General features: G+C 57.7%; 11 protein-coding genes. All 11 read left to right on the forward strand.

What is annotated here, in order from left to right; all coding sequences use genetic code 11:
- Positions 1-213 precede the first annotated feature (213 nt).
- The 11 genes from METLA_RS0108655 to METLA_RS0108705 all read left to right on the forward strand — a co-directional run bounded on the left by METLA_RS0108655 (position 214) and on the right by METLA_RS0108705 (position 18932).
- The gene (locus METLA_RS0108655; protein ID WP_024298172.1) at positions 214-1689 is read left to right on the forward strand and encodes an MBL fold metallo-hydrolase; all 1476 of its coding nucleotides are present in this window, start codon (positions 214-216) and stop codon (positions 1687-1689) included.
- Positions 1690-2020: 331 nt separating this feature from the next.
- Positions 2021-2665, forward strand: a complete 645-nt coding sequence (locus METLA_RS0108660; RefSeq protein ID WP_024298173.1) for a TetR/AcrR family transcriptional regulator — start codon at positions 2021-2023, stop codon at positions 2663-2665.
- A gap of 9 nt (positions 2666-2674) precedes the next feature.
- Entirely contained in the window at positions 2675-3937 is a 1263-nt protein-coding gene (locus METLA_RS0108665; protein ID WP_024298174.1) for an MdtA/MuxA family multidrug efflux RND transporter periplasmic adaptor subunit, read from the forward strand.
- Position 3938: 1 nt separating this feature from the next.
- Positions 3939-7076 (forward strand): MdtB/MuxB family multidrug efflux RND transporter permease subunit, encoded by a 3138-nt coding sequence (locus METLA_RS0108670; protein ID WP_024298175.1) that lies wholly within the window; start codon positions 3939-3941, stop codon positions 7074-7076.
- Complete coding sequence (locus METLA_RS0108675; RefSeq protein WP_024298176.1) at positions 7076-10201, forward strand: efflux RND transporter permease subunit; 3126 nt, start codon at positions 7076-7078, stop codon at positions 10199-10201. The genes METLA_RS0108670 and METLA_RS0108675 overlap by 1 nt, the downstream gene beginning before the upstream one ends.
- 17 nt (positions 10202-10218) lie before the next feature.
- Positions 10219-11718 carry an efflux transporter outer membrane subunit gene (locus tag METLA_RS0108680; RefSeq protein WP_024298177.1) on the forward strand — a complete coding sequence of 500 codons (1500 nt, stop codon included), beginning with the start codon at positions 10219-10221 and terminating at the stop codon, positions 11716-11718.
- 363 nt (positions 11719-12081) lie between these two features.
- Positions 12082-12726, forward strand: a complete 645-nt coding sequence (locus METLA_RS0108685) for a Fic family protein (RefSeq protein ID WP_024298178.1) — start codon at positions 12082-12084, stop codon at positions 12724-12726.
- Positions 12727-13053: 327 nt separating this feature from the next.
- On the forward strand, positions 13054-16080 hold the full coding sequence (locus tag METLA_RS21405; protein WP_084480107.1) for a PAS domain S-box protein: 3027 nt from the start codon (positions 13054-13056) through the stop codon (positions 16078-16080).
- Positions 16081-16913: 833 nt separating this feature from the next.
- Positions 16914-17744, forward strand: a complete 831-nt coding sequence (locus METLA_RS0108695) for an energy transducer TonB (protein WP_024298180.1) — start codon at positions 16914-16916, stop codon at positions 17742-17744.
- A 10-nt stretch (positions 17745-17754) separates the two neighbouring features.
- The gene (locus tag METLA_RS0108700; RefSeq protein ID WP_024298181.1) at positions 17755-18525 is read left to right on the forward strand and encodes a MotA/TolQ/ExbB proton channel family protein; all 771 of its coding nucleotides are present in this window, start codon (positions 17755-17757) and stop codon (positions 18523-18525) included.
- Positions 18525-18932: an ExbD/TolR family protein gene (locus tag METLA_RS0108705; RefSeq protein ID WP_024298182.1), complete on the forward strand. Its 408-nt coding sequence runs from the start codon at positions 18525-18527 to the stop codon at positions 18930-18932. Before METLA_RS0108700 ends, METLA_RS0108705 begins: the two co-directional genes overlap by 1 nt.
- The last annotated feature ends 109 nt before the right edge of the window (positions 18933-19041 follow it).

Here is a 19041-nt window from a genome sequence, read left to right on the forward strand (position 1 = left end):
AAATCACCTCTATTGCTGCCTCTACAGAAGCAACCGCTCAACAGCTTCTGCTGACAATTCATCAATTGTTCGCCGCTACTGGCTTAGCGCATCCAGCTTCCCGACCGGCACATAAGGCTGCTAGGCAACCATGGCCTTCTGGTATGCGTCTTGCTATAGAAGTGTTTTCATTTTCAATTTTTCCTTCTTCCTTAAATCCCCATAGGAGATTCCATGTCCAAATCGTTACACGCGGTTGCCGCCCTGGCGGCGGCACTGGCTGCGGCCGGCTGCGGCACACAGCAGAGCCAACACCTCGATCTGGCCAGCGCAGCTGCCGGTTCAGATGCGATCAAATCGATCGAATTTTCCGGCACCGGCCGCTGGTACCAATTCGGCCAGGCGCCGAATCCCGGCTTGCCATGGCCGCCGTTCGAGGTCCAGAACTACAGCGCCGACATCGATTATCAGACCGCCAGCGCGAAGGTAGAGATCAGCCGCAAGCAAATCATCGAACCCGGCCGCCAGCGTCCGGCGCCGACCCTGCAAAAGGTCGATCAATACATCAGCGGCGCTACGGCTTGGAATGTGACGCCGCCCGCCGCGAATGCGCCCAATCCGGCGCCGACCATCGCCGCGCAACCGGCCGCCGTTGAAGAGCGCGCGGCCGAAATCTGGGCCAGTCCGCAAGGCTTTTTCAAGGCGGCGCTGCAAAACCACGCCCAGCAGCAGGCCGTCAACGGCGGCACCGAGGTCGCGTTCACTTCCGGCGGCAAATACCGCTATGTCGGTTTTATCAATGGCCAGCACCAACTGGAGAAAGTGCAAACCTGGATAGACAATCCGGTACTCGGCGATACCCTGGTCGAGACCCGTTACAGCCATTACAAGGATTTCGGCGGCATCCAGTTTCCGGGCCACATCACACGTAGCCAGGGCGGACACCCCGTGCTGGACATCGACGTGGCGGAAGTCAAGGTTAATCCGGCCGTCACTATCGCAATCCCTCAGGAAGCCGCCAAGGCCCCTGCCGTCAAGGTCGCCGTGAACAAGCTCGCGGACGGCGTGTACTACCTGACCGGAGGCACCCACCACAGCGTCGCGATCGACCAGAAAGACCACATCGTGCTGGTCGAAGCGCCGCAGAACGAGGCACGCTCGCTGGCGCTGATCGCCAAATTGCAGGAAGTGATTCCGAACAAGCCGATCAAATACCTGATCAATACCCATGCCCATTTCGACCATTCCGGAGGCCTCCGCACCTTCGTGGATGCAGGCGCTACGATCGTGACGCCACAACCGAATCAGGCTTATTACCAAACGGTGTGGGCCGCGCCTCATACGCTGAACCCCGATCGCCTGGCGAGATCGAACAAGCCGGCCCAGTTCGAAAGCGTTAACGGCAAGCATGTGCTTTCGGACGGGAAGCGCACCATCGAGATTCACGCATTAGCCGGCAACAGCCATAACGATGCTTTCGCGGCGGTCTATCTGCCTAAGGAAAAAATCCTGATCGAGGCCGACGCCTATACCCCGACCGCGGCAAATGCCCCCTTGCCGCCATCGCCGAATCCGTACTCGGTCAATCTCTTCGACAACATCCGCAACTTGAACCTGGATGTCGAACGGATCGCCGCCCTGCATGGTCCGCGCATCGCCACACTGGCCAATTTGCGCGCCGCGATCGGCCTGCAAACCAGTTCCAGATAGGAGAGCGCGACGGGGTTTGCAACCCCGTTGCTTACGTTTCGTGCCTTGAGCGATGGCAAAGGATATCAAACGTAACGGTCGGGTTTGCAAAACCCGACCGGCGAGGGAACCCACATTACATTCCAAACACTTATTTTCGCAAGCTGTTGCCCAGACAACACCTCTCCGACAGCCGCTGCTGCCCCGACAGCAGCCTTCCGCACGCAATTAGAATAAAAACCAATCAAAAACAAAAGTTTAATAGATGGCACGAAGCCTGCTTAGTCAAAAGCATATTTGAATTTTAAATTTCAATTAACTGGCTCAAGTTCTATTACTCTATTCAACCCGCATGACTGATCTGAAAAAAAAATCGGAGCGCACGCGCAACCGACTCTTGACCGCCGCCTGCCGCATCTTTGCCGAGAAAGGCTTCCAGGAAGCGACGATCGCGGAAATCTGCGAACAGGCTCAAACCAACATCGCTTCGGTTAACTACCACTTCCGCGACAAGGAGACCCTGTATCTGGAATCCTGGCGTTTCGCCTTCACCCACGAATTGACGCAGCATCCGCCCGACGGCGGCATCGCCGGCGATGCCGCGCCTGAACAACGCCTGGCCGGACGGATACATTCGCTGATTGAACGCGTCGCCGATCACAACGGCTATTCGTTCGCGATCATGCATAAGGAAATGGCCCGCCCGACGCGTTTGCTCGCTGACATTCTGGAAAAGGAAATCGATCCGCAGCGCAGGCAGCTGTTCGGCCTCCTGCGGGAGTGTCTGGGCCATGCCGCCGACGACCGTCATTTGCAGTATTGCCATGACAGCATCATGGGCCAGTGCTTCCAATTATTGCGTTTGAAACAAATCCAGCACGTTCGCCCCCAACCTGATCCCCCTGCCGATTTGAGCGACATCAAGGCCTATGCCGACCATGTCGTGCAATTTTCACTGGCCGGCATCGAAGCCATTCGCACCCACACTCACAACTGATCGATGCCTATGAATGCCCTCGTTGAGCCAACGTTATCGCCGCCAAGCAGCCGTTTGCTACGTTTTATTTTTCCCGCCACCCTGTTGACGATCGCGCTGACTGCCGCCGGCTTTTATGCCGGGCACAGCGCGGAGAGCAAGGCGGCAACACCCGAAAGCGGTGCAGGTAAGCCCAAGCGCGGCGGCGACGGCGGCGCGCCGGCGGTGGCGGTCGAGACCGTAACGCAAGCCGATTTTCCGGTGTATCTGAACGGTTTGGGTACGGTGACGGCCTTGCGCACGGTCACGGTCAAGCCCCGGGTCGACGGCGAACTGGTGCGCGTCGTCTTTAGCGAAGGCCAGATGGTCAAACAAGGCGATCTCTTGGCCGAAATCGATCCGCGTCCGTTTCAGGTGCAGTTGCAGCAAGCGGAAGGCCAGTTGCTGCGCGATGAAGCGTTGCTGAAAAACGCCGAACTCGATCACACGCGCTACCAGACGCTCTTGGCTCAGGACTCGATTGCCGCCCAACAGGTGATGGCCCAGGAAACCCAGGTCAAGCAATACCGCGGCAGCGTCGAAATGGACAAAGCTCAGGTCAACAATGCCAAGTTGCAGCTTAGTTACGCAAGACTGACCGCTCCGATCGCCGGGCGAGTGGGCCTCCGGCAAATCGATCAGGGTAATCTGGTCAGGGCCGGCGATGTGAACGGTCTGGTGGTGATTACGCAGCTACAGCCTATCAATGTGGTATTCACGCTGCCGGAAGACAAAGTGCAATCGCTAATTCAGCGTCGGTCTTCCAACCAACCGATCCCTGTCGAAGCCTATGACCGTGCCGGCAAGGCCCGGCTTGCCGTCGGCAAATTGCTGGCGCTCGACAATCAGATCGACCCTGGCACCGGCACCCTGAAGCTGAAGGCGCAATTCGACAATAGCGAAGGCACCCTGTTCGCCAATCAGTTCGTCAACGTCAAAATGCTGCTGGATACCCTGCATGACGCGACTCAGGTGTCCAGCGCCGCGATTCAATACGATAGCCAAGGCGCTTTCGTCTATGTGGTCGGCCCGGATGCCGGCGTGCAGCAACGCCGCGTCAGTTTGGGGCCGAGCGAAGCCGACAAGGTCGTGGTGTTGAGTAATCTGGCCGCCCATGAAACCATCGTGGTGCAAGGCTTCGATCGCTTACGCGACGGCGGCCTGGCCGATATCGCCGAAAAGGACGGCCAGGCGGTAGCCGCTACGCTGCTAAAACCACAAGCCCAGCCCGGCAAACGCGAGCGTCGTAGCTGATATGAATCACTCAGGCCAGGGTACGCCCAACTTCAATCCCTCGCGGCCCTTCATTTTACGCCCGGTGGCGACTTCGTTACTGATGGTCGCGATGCTGCTGCTCGGCATCCTCGCCTACCGGCTGTTGCCGGTTTCGGCCTTGCCGCAAGTCGATTATCCGACCATGCAGGTCGTGACCCTGTATCCCGGCGCCAGCCCGGACGTGATGACGTCAATCGTCACCGCTCCCCTGGAGCGCCAGTTCGGGCAGATGCCGGGCCTCACGCAAATGTCCTCGACCAGTTCCGGCGGCGCCTCGGTGATTACCTTGCAGTTCGCGCTCGAACTTGACCTGGACATCGCCGAGCAGACCGTGCAGGCGGCGATCAATGCCGCGGCGACCTTTCTGCCGGACGACTTGCCGCAGCCGCCGATCTACAGCAAGGTCAATCCGGCCGACACGCCGATCGTGACCTTGGCTGTCAGCTCGAAGACCCTGCCCTTGTTCAAGGTTCAGGACCTGGTCGATACCCGGATCGCGCAGAAGCTCTCGCAGTTGCCCGGCGTCGGCATGGTCAGCCTCAGCGGCGGCCAGCGCCCGGCCGTGCGCATCCAGGCCAACCATCAGGCGCTGGCCGCTTACGGCATCAGCCTGGAAGACCTGCGCGGCGCGATCGCGGCGACCAATGTGAATCAGCCGAAAGGCATGTTCAACGGCCCGCTGCGCTCGGCGATCATCGACAGCAACGATCAATTGCGCTCGGCCGCCGAATACCGCGAACTGGTGGTGGCCTACCGCAACGGCGCGCCGGTGCATCTCGCCGAGATCGCCCATGTGATCGACGATGCCGAGAATACACGGCTGGCAGCCTGGGCTAATACCACGTCGGCGGTGATCGTGAACATCCAGCGCCAGCCGGGCGCCAACGTGATCGAAGTCGTCGAACGCATCAAGGCATTGCTGCCGCAATTGCAGGCATCCTTGCCGCTGAACGTCGAAGTGCTGCCGCTCACCGACCGCACGGTCACGATCCGCGCCTCGGTACATGACGTGCAGTTCGAGCTGCTGCTCGCGATCGCCTTGGTCGTGATGGTGATCTTCCTGTTCCTGCGCAACGTTCCGGCCACCTTCATCCCCGGAGTCGCCGTGCCGTTGTCTTTGGTGGGTACCTTCGCGGTCATGTATCTGGCCGATTTCAGCATCAACAACCTGACCCTGATGGCGCTGACCATCGCCACAGGCTTCGTGGTCGACGACGCGATCGTCGTGATCGAGAACATCTCCCGCTATATCGAGCGCGGCGAATCGCCGATGAAGGCCGCGCTGAAAGGCTCGGAGCAGATCGGCTTCACGATCATCTCGCTGACCTTTTCGCTGGTCGCGGTACTGATACCGCTGCTGTTCATGGGCGACGTGGTCGGCCGGCTGTTCCGGGAGTTTGCGATCACGTTGGCGGTCGCGATCCTGCTTTCGGCGGTCGTCTCGCTGACCCTGACGCCGATGATGTGCGCCCGCTTGCTGCGCCATGGTATCGAGCACGGCGACGAGGGCCACGGCGACGGCTGGTTCGATCGCCTGATCGCCGCTTATGGGCGCAGCCTGGCCTGGGTGATGCGGCATCAGGCCTTGACGATGACCGTGTTTGCCGCGACCGTGGCGTTGACCGTGGCCTTGTATGTCTTCATCCCGAAAGGCTTTTTCCCGGCGCAGGATACCGGCCTGATCCAGGGTTTTTCGGAGGCTCCGCAAAACGCCTCGTTCGCGGCGATGAGCGAATACCAGCAGGCGCTCGGCAAGCGGATCCTAGAGGACCCTGCGGTGGAGAGCCTGTCGTCGTTCATCGGCGTCGACGGCATTAATACGACCCCGAATGCCGGACGCTTCCTGATCAACTTGAAGCCCCAGGCCGAACGCGGGGCCAGCGCCGCCGAGGTGATTGCCCGGCTGAAGCCGAAGCTGGCCGGAGTAAGCGACGTGAAGCTGTATCTGCAAACGGTGCAGGATTTGACGATGGAAAACCGGGTCAGCCGCACGCAATACCAGTTCACCCTGGAAAGCCCGAATAGCGACGAGTTGAACCGCTGGACCCAGGCATTGGCCGCGAAACTGTCCGCCCGCCCCGAATTTGCCGAGGTCGCCAGCGACGTGCAGGATCAGGGCCGGCAAGTCTATGTGAACATCGACCGCAGCACCGCGAGCCGCCTCGGCATCACCACCGCCGCGATCGACGACACGCTCTACAGCGCTTACGGGCAACGCCAGGTATCGACCATTTTCACCCAGTCGAACCAGTACCGGGTGGTGCTGGAAGTCGATCCCGCCGCCCAGCAAGGCCCGGTCTCGCTGAACGATCTGCGCATCCCCTCCGGCAACGGCGGCCAGGTGCCGCTGTCGGCGATCGCCGAAATTTCCGAACGGCCGACGCCGCTGGCTATCAACCATCTCGACCAGTTTCCGGTCGCGACCTTATCGTTCAATCTGGCGCCGGGCGCGGCGCTCGGCGATGCGGTGCGCGCGATCGATCAGGTCAAAGAGGACATCGGCCTGCCGCTCAGCATCCGCACCCGCTACCAGGGCGCAGCAGAGGCCTTCAACGCCTCGCTCGGCAATACCCTGTGGCTGATCCTGGCCGCCATCGTGACCGTCTACATCGTGCTGGGAGTCTTGTACGAGAGCTACATCCATCCGTTGACGATCCTGTCGACTCTGCCTTCCGCCGGCGTCGGCGCGCTGCTCGCGTTGATCCTGTCCGGCGGCGACCTCGGCATCATCGGGATCATCGGCATCATTCTGCTGATCGGCATCGTCAAGAAAAACGCGATCATGATGATCGACTTCGCTCTGGAGGCGGAGCGGAAGCACAGGATGCCGCCCGGCGAGGCGATTTTCCAGGCCTGCCTGCTGCGCTTTCGGCCGATCCTGATGACCACCTTGGCGGCGCTGCTCGGTGCCCTGCCGTTGATGCTCGGCAGCGGCGTCGGTTCCGAGCTGCGTCACCCCCTCGGCATTACGATGGTCGGCGGCTTGCTGGTCAGCCAGTTGTTGACCCTGTATACCACGCCGGTGATCTATCTGTGGATGGACACGCTCGCCCGGCGGGTAAATGCCGTCTTGCGTCCGAATCCTGTCGAAGCGATTGAAAACGACGGGGGCCGGTGATGAATTTTTCGGCCCTCTTCATTCGCCGGCCGGTCGCGACCACGCTGCTGACTATCGCGGTCGCCCTGGCCGGCGTGTTGGCGTTTCTGAATCTGCCGGTCGCGTCCTTGCCGGAAGTGGATTTCCCGACGATCAGCGTCAGCGCCGAAATACCCGGCGCCAGCGCCGAAACGATGGCCGCGACGGTCGCGACGCCGCTGGAGCGGGCGCTCGGAAGGATCGCCGGCATCACCGAGATGACCTCCGAAAGCGGCATGGGCAGCACCCAGATCACCCTGCAATTCGACCTGAGCCGCGATATCAACGGTGCGGCACGCGACGTGCAGGCCGCGATCAACGCGGCCGGCAACCTGCTGCCGAGCAACCTGCCGAGCCTGCCAAGCTATCGCCGCGACAATCCGGCAGACTCTCCGATCATCGTGCTGACGCTGACCTCCGACAGCCTGGATATTGGCCAGATCTACGATGTGGCGGCAACGGTGCTGGCGCAAAAAATCTCGCAAACTCCGGGAATCGGCGGCGTGGACATACGCGGGTCATCGTTGCCGGCGGTGCGCGTCGAACTGAATCCCCATGCGCTGAGCCAATACGGCATCGGCCTGGAGGATGTCAGGAACACCATCGTTCAAAGCAATATAACCCGGCCAAAAGGGGAGATGGAACATGCGGGCCGGCGCTGGCAGATTCAGGCCAACGATCAGGCGCGCAAGGCGGCCGATTACGCGGCGCTGATCGTCAGTTACCGGGGCGGCGCGCCTGTCACCCTCGCCGACCTCGGCAAGGTCGAGGATTCGGTCGAGAATCTCAGCAACACCGGCGTCAAGGACGGCAAGCCGGCCGTGCTGCTGGTGGTCAAAAAACAGCCCCAGGCCAACGTGATCGAAGCCGTCGACCGGATAAAAACAATGGTACCGGAGTTGCGGGCGTCTATCCCGAGCGCGATCGACCTGCAAGTCGCCTCCGACCGATCGCTGACGATCCGGGCTTCGCTAGCCGAAGTGGAACACACGATGCTATTTGCAGTCATTCTGGTGATTTTGGTCGTGTTATTGTTTTTACGCAATTTACGCTCGACCTTGATACCGATCATCGCAGTACCCGTGTCGCTGCTTGGCGCCTGCTCGGTGATGTATTTATGCGATTACAGCCTGAATAACCTGTCGCTGATGGCGCTGACGATAGCGACCGGCTTCGTGGTCGACGATGCGATCGTGGTGCTGGAGAATGCCAGCCGCCACATCGAGAAGGGCACGGCGCCGTTCAAGGCGGCGCTGTTGGCCGCCAAGGAAGTCGGTTTTACCGTGCTCGCGATGAATGTCGCTTTGATCGCTGTGTTCCTGCCGATATTGCTGATGGGCGGCCTGGTCGGCCGCCTGTTCAGGGAGTTCGCGGTGACCTTGTCGGCCGCGGTGCTGGTCTCCCTGCTGGTTTCCTTGACCGTGACGCCGATGCTGTGCGCCCGCTGGCTCGGCAAGGAAAGCCCGCGCCACGGCCGCCTCTATCGGGGCATCGAACGCGGCTTCGTCGGCCTCCAACGTTTTTACAGCCTCAGTTTAAGTTGGGCACTGCGCCATACCAGAATAATGCTCGCGGTATTCGTCGCCACCCTGGGGCTGAACGTATATTTGTATAAGGTCATCGACAAGGGCTTTTTCCCTACCCAGGACGGCGGCCGGCTGATGGGCGTCGTGCAGGCCGATCAGGGCGTTTCGTTCTGGGCCATGCAGGACAAGTTTTTCGAGTTCGCGAAGCTGATACGCCAGGATCCGGCCGTCACCAACGTCAACGGCTTTTTCAGCAGCCAGCGCAGCCTGAATAACGCGATCGTGTTCATCGATCTGAAGGATCACGGCCAGCGCGATTCGATCGACAGCATCATGCGCCGCTTCCGATCCCAATTCGGCCGGATTCCGGGCGCCACTTTGCAGGTTTTTCCGGCGCAGGAATTGCGTATCGGCGGGCGCTCGTCCCCGTCGCTGTTTCAGTTCAGTCTGCAGTCCGACGATCTGGATTTATTGCGCGAATGGACGCCGAAGGTGCAGAGCGCCCTGTCCGAATTGCCCGAGCTGAACGATGTCAGCAGCAACCAGCAGGAAAAGGGCGAGCAGATCGGCCTGGTGGTCGACCGCGAGCTGGCGGCCCGTTACGGGGTCAATCCGGCGCTGATCGATGCCAGCCTGAACGATGCCTTCGGCCAGCGCCAGGTATCGGTGATTTACGAGCCGCTCAATCAATACCGGGTGGTGATGGAACTGGCGCCGGAATACTGGCAGAGCCCGGAGGCGCTGAAACACCTGTATGTCAGCGTGCCGGGGCAAACGCCGGCGAACGGCAAGGCAGTAAGGCCCCGGCAGGTGCCCGTAGCGAGCCTCGCCAGCTTCGCGCCGAGCAATACGCCGTTGACGGTCAGCCATCAGGGCCAGTTTGCCGCGACCACCTTGTCTTTCAATCTGCAACCCGGCGTCTCGTTGTCCGCCGCGACGCAGGCCGTAAAGAAAGCCATGCAAGTGATCGGAGTGCCCGATGCGATTCAAGGCAGCTTTCAAGGCGCGGCCAAATTTTTTCAGCAATCGCTGGACAACCAGCCCTGGCTGATCCTGGCGGCCTTGTTGAGCATCTACCTGGTGCTCGGCGTGCTTTACGAAAGCCTGATGCATCCCTTGACGATCCTGTCCACCCTGCCCTCGGCCGGCGTCGGCGCGCTGTTGACCTTGATGGCCAGCGGCACCGAATTCAGCATCATCGCGCTGGTTGGCGTGATCCTCTTGATTGGCATCGTGATGAAAAACGCGATCATGATGATCGATTTTGCCTTGCTGGCCGAGCGCGAACACCACCTGGATTCCGGCGCCGCGATTTTCGAGGCCTGCATGCTGCGTTTCAGGCCGATCATGATGACCTCGATGGCCGCGCTTTTCGGTGCACTGCCGTTGGCGCTGGGCAGCGGCTACGGCGCCGAGCTGCGTCAGCCGCTCGGCATCACCATCATCGGCGGCCTGATCTTCAGTCAGTTGCTGACCCTCTATACCACGCCGGTGGTCTATCTGTACCTCGACCGCCTCCGCTTCGGTTTCCTCGCCCGATTTTTTAACCGTCCCGCCGAGAAAGCGGGAGAACCCGCTTGAGTTTGACTGAGATTTGCATGAATTTGCGCATTAACCCTACGCTCGTTTTAACCCTGATCAGCCTCCCGCTTGCCGGCTGCATGGTGGGTCCCGACCATGTCCGCCCGGAGGCGGCCGTTACCGACGCGTTCAAGGAGGCGAAGGGCTGGAAGCCCGCGCAGCCGCGCGACACCGCACTGCCGCAAACATGGTGGCAGATCTTCAACGATCCGAAGTTAAATGAACTGGTCGAACAGGTGGCCGGCGCCAATCAGTCGGTGGCGCAGGCCGAGGCGCAGTACCGTCAGGCCCAGCATCTGGTGCAATCGTCGCAATCGTCCCTGCTGCCGGTCGCGACCTTGACCGGCCAGGTCAGCCGCTTCCAGGCCGCCTCGGGTCAAAGTATCGCGGTGCCCGGAATTAGAAACCTGTTCGGCCTCGGCGCCGGCGCGGTCTGGGAGCCCGACCTGTGGGGCAGGATCCGCCGCCAGGTTGAGGCCAACACCGACAGCGCCCAGGCCAGCGCCGGGACCTTGCAGGCGCTGATCCTGTCCAGCCAGGCCACACTGGCGCAAAACTACTTTCAGTTGCAGACACTGGATGCGCAGAAAGCCCTGTTCGACGACACCGTGGCCGCCTTCGCGAAGACGCTCGAAATCACGAAAAACCGTTATGCGGTCGGCGTCGCCGGCAAGGCCGATGTGGTGCAGGCCGAGGCGCAGCTCGAATCGGCCCGCGCCCAGGCCGTCAACCTCGGTGTGCAGCGGGCCAAGCTCGAGCATGCAATCGCGGTGTTGATCGGCAAGACGCCGGCGGAGTTATCCTTGCCGGCGTCGCCGTTGCTGGTCCCGCCGCCTTCGATTCCGGTCAGCCTGCCGTCCGAACTGCTCGAACGCCGCCCCGACATCGCGGCCGCCGAACGCCAGGTCGCCGCCGCGAATGCCAAGATCGGCGTCGCCAAGGCCGCCTATTTCCCGACCTTGAATCTGGCCGTCAGCAACGGTTACCAAGCCAGTGATGTCGACACGCTGCTCACGATGGCGCGCCGCTACTGGGCGCTCGGGCCGGCCGGCGCGGCGCTGACCCTGTTCGACGGCGGCGTCAAGAACGCCCAGTACCAGCAGGCCATCGCCGCCCACGACGCCACCGTCGCCGCCTACCGGCAGACCGTGCTGACCGGCTTCCAAGAGGTCGAGGACAACCTGGCCGCCTTGCGGATTCTTCAGGAAGAGATCCAGGTCCAGGACAAGGCCGTTAAGGCCGCCGAACAGGCGGTGGCACTGACGATCAACCAGTACAAGGCCGGCACCGTCAGTTATCTGAACGTGATGACCGCGCAAACCGTCGCGTTGTCGAACCAGCAAACCGCCGCGCAGCTGAAGGGCGAACAATTGAACGCTTCGGTGTTGCTGGTCAAGGCCCTGGGCGGCGGCTGGAACGAGCGTTTGCTGCCGACCAAGGACGAGGCAGACGGCGACCGTAAATGGACAGATTATTTGATCTTGCCGGTGGATTTATTGGGATTCGGTCAAAAATAACTCCCACTGATGGTTCCCATGCTCCGCGTCACTGCCATTAAGTTAAGGTTTTCCTCGCATAACTTATCGTTGGCTGAGCGGAGCCGAAGCCAACAAAGCGCTTCGACTTCGCTCAGCGAACGGCTTAACTTAATGGCAGTGATGCTCCGCGTGGAAACTCGCTCTGCGTCCTGAACCGCAGGAGCGGTTCAGACTGCATTCCCACGTCGGAAAGACTGTGAAAGAATTCGGAAAATGCACGACTAATCTTTTTTAATCTTCAAGTCATTGTTTTTGCAAAGGTACGGAGTGAAAAAAAAGATGTTTTTTCACTCCAATCCATGAATACTTTCGCAGTCTCCGGAGCGTGATAACGATGCAAGCATGAGTAATAAAAGTGCTTTCTATAACTCACAGCTCACCACCTGGTTTAATGACACGGCGCCGAGCGGAAACCGGCCGTTGCAGGCTTTATTGCGCGCCGGCATTGCCCACCTCGATTTTGTCAGCATCCACCCCTTCGAAGACGGCAATGGCCGGATTGGGCGGGCTCTTGCCGAAAAAGCGCAGGCCCAATGCCTGGGGCAACCGACGCTGATTGCGATTGCAGCCACCATCGAACGCAATAAAAAAGCCTATTACGAGGCCCTTGAGCACGCGAACCGGCGCAACGAAATCACCGGCTGGTTGATCTATTTCGCGGACTGGGTTGTCACCGCCCAAGCCTATACGCAAACCTGGATCGAGTTTCTGATCAAAAAAGCCAAACGGCATGATCGCTTACGCGGCCAATTGAATCCGCGTCAGGAGAAGGCGCTGTCCAGGATGTTCCGTGAAGGACCGGAAGGTTTTACGGGCGGGCTCAGCGCCGAAAAATACATCGGCCTGACCGGCGCAACCCGGGCCACAGCGACACGGGATTTGCAGGACTTGGTCGGCAAGGGCGCGTTGTTACGCACGGGGGAAAGGAAGCATACTCGCTATCATCTGAATCTTGACTTCAGTGTTTTGAATCATCAATGTGTTTGATGCATTCGCAATCTCATGCTCACTGCACTCGTTAACGATGATCGAAAGCGGGCTCCGAAAATTACCATACTTGCGGTGAGCTGATAGTCTCTGAACGGCCAAATGTGGACGATCAGCTTAATTTGGCCCCGTTTTATCCTGAATCAAAAGCAAGCGGTCTGGTTTTTAGCAGCCATAGCTAAGGAAGTTGAATAAGAATATTTTTTCGGAAAGGGACGCATTTAAGACTGATCATTGGTTCGTTCAATTATTTGAATTTGAAAGTTATCCATCAATCTGACAAACTTTGCGGCAGAACCTTAATAAGCCGTTAAATCACCTTAATAAATGCAACCACTGATTGACCTTTTGGGTATTAAAGACTTCATTCCTCACGGCTATTGTCTGTCGTGGAGCCCCGTATTACTTTGGCTACACGTGATCTCAGATCTGGTGATCACTCTCGCTTATTATTCCATCCCCTTGACTCTTGTTTATTTTATCCGGCAGCGTAAAGATTTTCCTTATCCGTGGCTGGTTGCCCTGTTTGCCGGATTTATTGTCGCCTGCGGCACCACCCATTTACTGTCGGTGATCACGATCTGGATACCTTTATATTGGCTGGAGGGCTGGGTTAAAGGCTTTACAGCGATTATTTCGCTTGCCTCCGCCGGGCTGATGCTATGGATCATTCCCCGCGCCTTGTCTTTACCCAGCGCCGCGCAACTGCAAGCTGAAATACTGCAAAGAAAAACCGCTGAAGCAGCATTGCGGGAAAACGAACACAAGCTCGTCACCATTCTCGACAATGTCGAGGCCTTTATTTATATCAAGGATTACAACTATCAATACCAGTACGTCAATCAGCCGGTACGGCAATTGTTTGGCAAAGCGCCGGAAGACTTTATAGGAAAATCGGACGATGTCCTTTTTGATCAGGCGACCACGTTAAAATTGCGCGAAATTGATCGCCGCGTCATTGAACAGGGGGAGCGTATCGCGTCCGAGAATCTGTATACCCTCAGAGACAACGCCATTGCCCGCACCTGCCTTTCCATTAAGCAACCGCTACGCCATGAAGACGGCAGTATTTACGGCATATGCGGGATTGCTACCGACATCAGCGAGCGCAAGCTGATGGAAAAAAAACTGCGCGACAGTGACGACTTGAATGTCAGCATCCTTAACTCGTTGATTTCGCATCTCGCCGTGCTCGATGCCGAGGGGGTTATTATTGCCATCAACAATGCATGGCGGAAGTTTGCTCAAGAAAATGGCGGCGACGATATGCTGGGCTTTAATTATCTGGAGGCCTGTAAGAATGCGCTTAACCAACCTTACGGCAATGAGGCAAGTTCCGCTTATGCCGGTATTGCGGCGGTACTCAAAGGCGAGCTGGAAACCTTTCATTTAGAGTATCCGTGCCACTCGCCCACCCAGCAACGCTGGTTTGAAATGACGGTGTTGCCATTACAAGGCTCGCGCCGAGGCGCGGTGGTCAAGCATTTAAACATTACCTTGCGCAAGCAGGCCGAGTGGGCATTAAATCAGCTCAAAGCAATGATCGATATCTCCCTGGACGGATTTTGGATACTCGATCTGAGCGGCAAATTGCTGCAGGTGAACGAGGCTTATGTAAAAATCAGCGGCTATTCGATTGATGAATTGGTGAGCATGAACATCAATCAATTGGAAGCATTAGAAAAACCGGAGCAAGTACAATCACATATTGAAAAAGTTATTGCGAAAGGCTATGACCAGTTCGAAACCCGTCACCGTCATAAAGACGGGCATCTCATTGACATTGAAATATCGGTCGCTTTCCTGCGTGATTTTCAGCAGTTTTGTGTGTTTTGCAGGGACATCACCGAGCGTAAGCTATTCGAAAATGAGCTAAAAGCCAGTGAGGCAAAATTCCGTTCGATCATCGAGGCTTCCCCTGTGCCGATGGTATTAAACGATGAACAGATGAATATCACCTTTCTGAATCCGGCCTTTGTGCAAGCCTTTGGTTACACGTTGGATGATATTCCCACTCTGGCAGACTGGTGGCCGAAAGCTTATCCTGATCCGAATTATCGACTTCAGGTCAAAGCGATTTGGCAAACGGCGCTGGAAAACTCCAAACAGGAACAAACCGACTTTCCGCCTTTGGAGCTGATTATCCACTGTAAGAACAACAGCGTTAAGACTGTATTGGCGAGTGCCGCTGCGATTCATCCCAATTTTACGGGCGAGCATTTGATCATTCTGTACGACATCACTCCGCGCAAACAAATTGAGGCTAAACTCAACGCCATTTTTGATGCCTCGGTGGAAGGCATTATCACGGTTGATATGTCCGGCATCATCATATCCGCCAATGCCGCCGTGGAAACTATTTTTGGCTATAAACCGGAAGAGCTGATAGGTTGCAGAATTGACAAACTCATGCCGTCATCGTCAAAAGAAAAGAATGATGGGCACTTGTCCAACGAAATGAAATCTGGATATAAAATTCAGGAGATTGAAGGCCTTCGTAAAGAGGGTTCTGTGGTGCCCTTGGACCAGTCAATCGCGGAATATTCAATCGATAATGCACACTATTTTACTTATATCGTTCGGGATGTGAGTTTGCGCAAATACCGCGAACAGCAAGACAAGGAACATCTGAACCAACTCGCTCATGTCACCCGCCTTGGGCTGATGGGTGAAATGGCCTCAGGCATTGCGCATGAAGTCAACCAACCCCTCTCAGCGATTACCAGCTATACCCAAGTCAGTTTAAACCTGCTTAACACTGATAATCCAGATCTGATAAAGCTCGCCGAGGTATTATACAAAACGCAGCAACAGGCTTTACGAGCTGGCGGGATAATTCATCGCATGCGGGATTTTGTCAAATCGCAGTCAAAACGCAGTTTAACCACCGACATTAATACGTTGATTCATAACGCTGTCAGCCTCTGTAATGCTGAACTTAAACATAAGGGCATCAAGCTGGCATTCGAACCGGGGAACAATCTGCCGCCTGTCTACGTCGACCCTATCCATATCGAACAAGTCATCATAAACCTGATCCGAAACAGCGTCGATGCCCTGGAAAACTTACCCGCCAAACAGCAACGTCACTTAAACATCCAGAGTCGTTTGGCGCCCGACAATACCGTAGAGGTCAGCATAAAGGACAATGGTCCGGGAATTGATAAAGACCAACAGCAAAAAATATTAATGCCTTTTTACACCACCAAGGCAGACGGCATGGGAATGGGCCTATCCATCAGTCGCTCAATTCTTGAAACGCATGGGGGCATTTTGCGTTTCGAAAGCGAACCAGGACATGGCAGCACTTTTTATTTCACCTTACCAACAAGGGAAAAATCCGATAAGTATTAGGAGAGCCGATGCTGCCGGGCATTGCCTCCCCCGCCGTGCAGGCTGATGATGACGGGTAAAGGGCCCGATACCGCCTGAGGCGGCACATGAACCCAGTAGCTCCGGGTCCGGTGCCTGCTTCCAGTTCAAATCGGTAATCTCCGGGAAGCCGCGTGCCCGTCCATACGGATGCCGCAACGCCAAAGCCTGCCAGCAAGATCGGCAGGCGGAGAGTGAATAAAACCACGACCTTATTGAATCGGCTCAATTTGCGATTGTGCTTCATAACCGGCAGACCGTCCGTCATTTTCCAATGGAATCAGAGTGTAACCCAAGGCCACCGGGTTTCCTAAATTCATTGGAATGGCGTATTCAATTGAATACGCTACACGTATCGGAAGCAGCCTGAAATCCGTATTCGCCATCCATTCCATGCTGTTGATTTGCCAACACCCCGCCAGCAAAGGCCGGGGTAAAACTGATGCTAAGCAAGCAGCTTAATCTCTGCGAAAGCGAAAAATTCCAATCCCGTTGGGCCGCACGCAGCACAACAGATGCCGCCACCCATAAAAAAAACCTTAAATAACAAAACCTTATAGGCTTTATCAAAGCGCACTGCCCAACGCAATGCCAAAGCGTGCCCAAGCTGGCACGTCTCGTGCTTTAACTCTAACCATAACGCCCGAATCAAAACCGACAGGCATAAAGATAAACGGCGTTGTTAATCTTGTGTTTGCACAGCGGATTCGGCCACCCCGAATCGTCTTTAGCCGGGAGCTACTGCCCGATGGACATCGGGGCGATCGAAACGGACGAATCCCTGTGCAACGGTTACTTAAACGAGGAACATCGCAATGAGCAGTCCTTTAGCATTTAACAATCCATTCGTACCCACCGCTCCCTCGCTGGATTGGGAGCCGGCCGGAGCAGCTGCGCTGAAACCCGCCGCGCCGTCGGTCACGAATTTTTCGACGACACCGCTGGCTACGGCGCTGGCCGATTTCAAATACACCGGCGACAACCGCGACCGCAAGCCGTTCGACTACCTGTTGCTGGGGCTGCTGTCGATCGCCATCCATACCGGCGTGGTCCAGCGTTTCGACGGCGCCTCGCTTGGACAGGAGATCGTCGAGCCGGTCAAGCCATTGCCTACTAAAGTCCAAATCACCCTGTCCAGGCCCAAGCCAAAGCCGGTAGCCCCGCCACCACCAGTCGCAAAACCCAAACCACCGGTCGTTAAACCTAAAGTCGTGCCGTTAAAGCCGAAGCCGCAGAAACTGAAACCGACGCCGAAAGTGGTCGAGCAGGCTCCCATCCCTGATCCGACTCCGGTGATCTCCAACGCGCCGCCCGCACCGATAACTACCCCACCCGCGCCGCCGGCGCCGGTCGTACAGGAGAAGATTACCGCGCCGACCGCCGGCGCGGACTATCTGCACAACCCGGCCCCGGAATATCCTGAAATCGCGATGGAAAGAGGCTGGGAAGGCAAGGTGCTGATGAAGGTTCATGTCCAACCCAACGGCAAACCGGATACGGTTAATGTGGTCAAGTCCAGCGGCCAGAAAGTGCTGGACGATGCGGCGGTGAAAACCGTCAAGCAATGGTCTTTCGTACCCGCCAAGCGCGGCGACACCCCGATCGCCGGCTGGGTTACCGTTCCAATCAATTTCAACTTATCTTGAGGAGACTTCCATGTCTGATATAGCAACCGGCTTCATCGTCGACGCCACACTGAACACCTTGATCGGCGCATCCGTGGTGACCTGGGCCCTGATCCTGGTCAAGGGCATCCAGCATGCGCGGATTTCCTATCACAACCGCCGTTACAGCAAGGAGTTCTGGAGCGCGCCGAGCATCCAGGCCGCCGCCCAGCTCGATCATCAGAAAGGCCCGGCCGCGCGGGTCGCCGGCATCGGCTTTTCGACGCTGATCGAAACCGAGTCCGGCGCCTCCACCCATGACCTCGAACACACCTGGGACCGGCAGGAACTGCTGGACCGGCGTCTGCGCCAGCAAATGCAGAAGGAACGCGGTTCCCTCGAAAGCGGTCTCGCGATCCTCGCCACCATCGGCAGCATCTCGCCGTTCGTCGGCCTGTTCGGCACGGTCTGGGGCATCATGGGCGCCTTGACCAGCATCAGCAAGAGCGGCTCGGCCAGCCTGGAAGTCGTGGCAGGCCCTATCGGCGAGGCCTTGATCGCAACCGCCGTCGGCATCGCGGTCGCGGTGCCGGCCGTGGTCGGCTACAACTTCTACATCCGCCGCAACAAAGTGGTCTGGGCCTTCCTGGATGACTTTGCGATCGACTTCGTGCATCTGGCGTTGAAAGCATCGTTCATCATCGAACGCACGGGCAGCAAACCCGCCCCAAGTGCGCGCCTGACAGAAATCAGCGGCGGCAAAAAAGCGTCCGCCAAAGACAACCATGACGATCTGATCGCCGCGAAGGAGGCGCACGCCTAATGGCCTTTAAAACTCAAGAAGACGACGGCGACGTGATGGGCGAAATCAACGTCACGCCGCTGGTCGATGTGATGCTGGTGCTGTTGGTGGTATTCATCGTGACCGCTCCCTTGTTAACCAACGCCGTGCATGTGAATCTGCCGAAAACCGCCGAAACCGCGCCGCCGGAGGAAAAAGACCCGGTCTATCTGAGCGTGGATGCGCAAGGTAAGGTGTTCATCGACAAACGGGAGATCGCGGTCGATGCGGTCGAGAATGAATTGAAGACCCGGCAGGCGGCCAACCCGGAACTGGCGTTGAATCTGAATGCCGACGACGGCGTGCAATACGGCGTCGTCGCGAAGGTGATGGCGGCGATCGAGCGCGCCGGCGTGACCAAGCTGTCGGTTCTGACCGCGCCGAGTTGAAACGTAGGGGCCGCTGTGCGTACCTTTTCGCCGCAAAGGGTATGCACAGCGTACCCTACCCGACTCATCAATATCATTAAGTTAATGGATGGCCGGTTCCTTCTCCCAC

The sequence above is a fragment of the Methylomicrobium lacus LW14 genome, from assembly GCF_000527095.1.
Taxonomy (GTDB): domain Bacteria; phylum Pseudomonadota; class Gammaproteobacteria; order Methylococcales; family Methylomonadaceae; genus Methylomicrobium; species Methylomicrobium lacus.

What these genes read in the sequence shown, in the direction of transcription:
- METLA_RS0108685 (WP_024298178.1), top strand. Translation starts at nt 12,082, where the DNA reads ATGAGTAATAAAAGTGCTTTCTATAACTCACAGCTCACCACCTGGTTT.
- METLA_RS0108665 (WP_024298174.1), top strand. Translation starts at nt 2,675, where the DNA reads ATGAATGCCCTCGTTGAGCCAACGTTATCGCCGCCAAGCAGCCGTTTG.
- METLA_RS21405 (WP_084480107.1), top strand. Translation starts at nt 13,054, where the DNA reads ATGCAACCACTGATTGACCTTTTGGGTATTAAAGACTTCATTCCTCAC.
- METLA_RS0108680 (WP_024298177.1), top strand. Translation starts at nt 10,219, where the DNA reads ATGAATTTGCGCATTAACCCTACGCTCGTTTTAACCCTGATCAGCCTC.
- METLA_RS0108695 (WP_024298180.1), top strand. Translation starts at nt 16,914, where the DNA reads ATGAGCAGTCCTTTAGCATTTAACAATCCATTCGTACCCACCGCTCCC.
- METLA_RS0108660 (WP_024298173.1), top strand. Translation starts at nt 2,021, where the DNA reads ATGACTGATCTGAAAAAAAAATCGGAGCGCACGCGCAACCGACTCTTG.
- METLA_RS0108675 (WP_024298176.1), top strand. Translation starts at nt 7,076, where the DNA reads ATGAATTTTTCGGCCCTCTTCATTCGCCGGCCGGTCGCGACCACGCTG.
- METLA_RS0108670 (WP_024298175.1), top strand. Translation starts at nt 3,939, where the DNA reads ATGAATCACTCAGGCCAGGGTACGCCCAACTTCAATCCCTCGCGGCCC.
- METLA_RS0108705 (WP_024298182.1), top strand. Translation starts at nt 18,525, where the DNA reads ATGGCCTTTAAAACTCAAGAAGACGACGGCGACGTGATGGGCGAAATC.
- METLA_RS0108700 (WP_024298181.1), top strand. Translation starts at nt 17,755, where the DNA reads ATGTCTGATATAGCAACCGGCTTCATCGTCGACGCCACACTGAACACC.
- METLA_RS0108655 (WP_024298172.1), top strand. Translation starts at nt 214, where the DNA reads ATGTCCAAATCGTTACACGCGGTTGCCGCCCTGGCGGCGGCACTGGCT.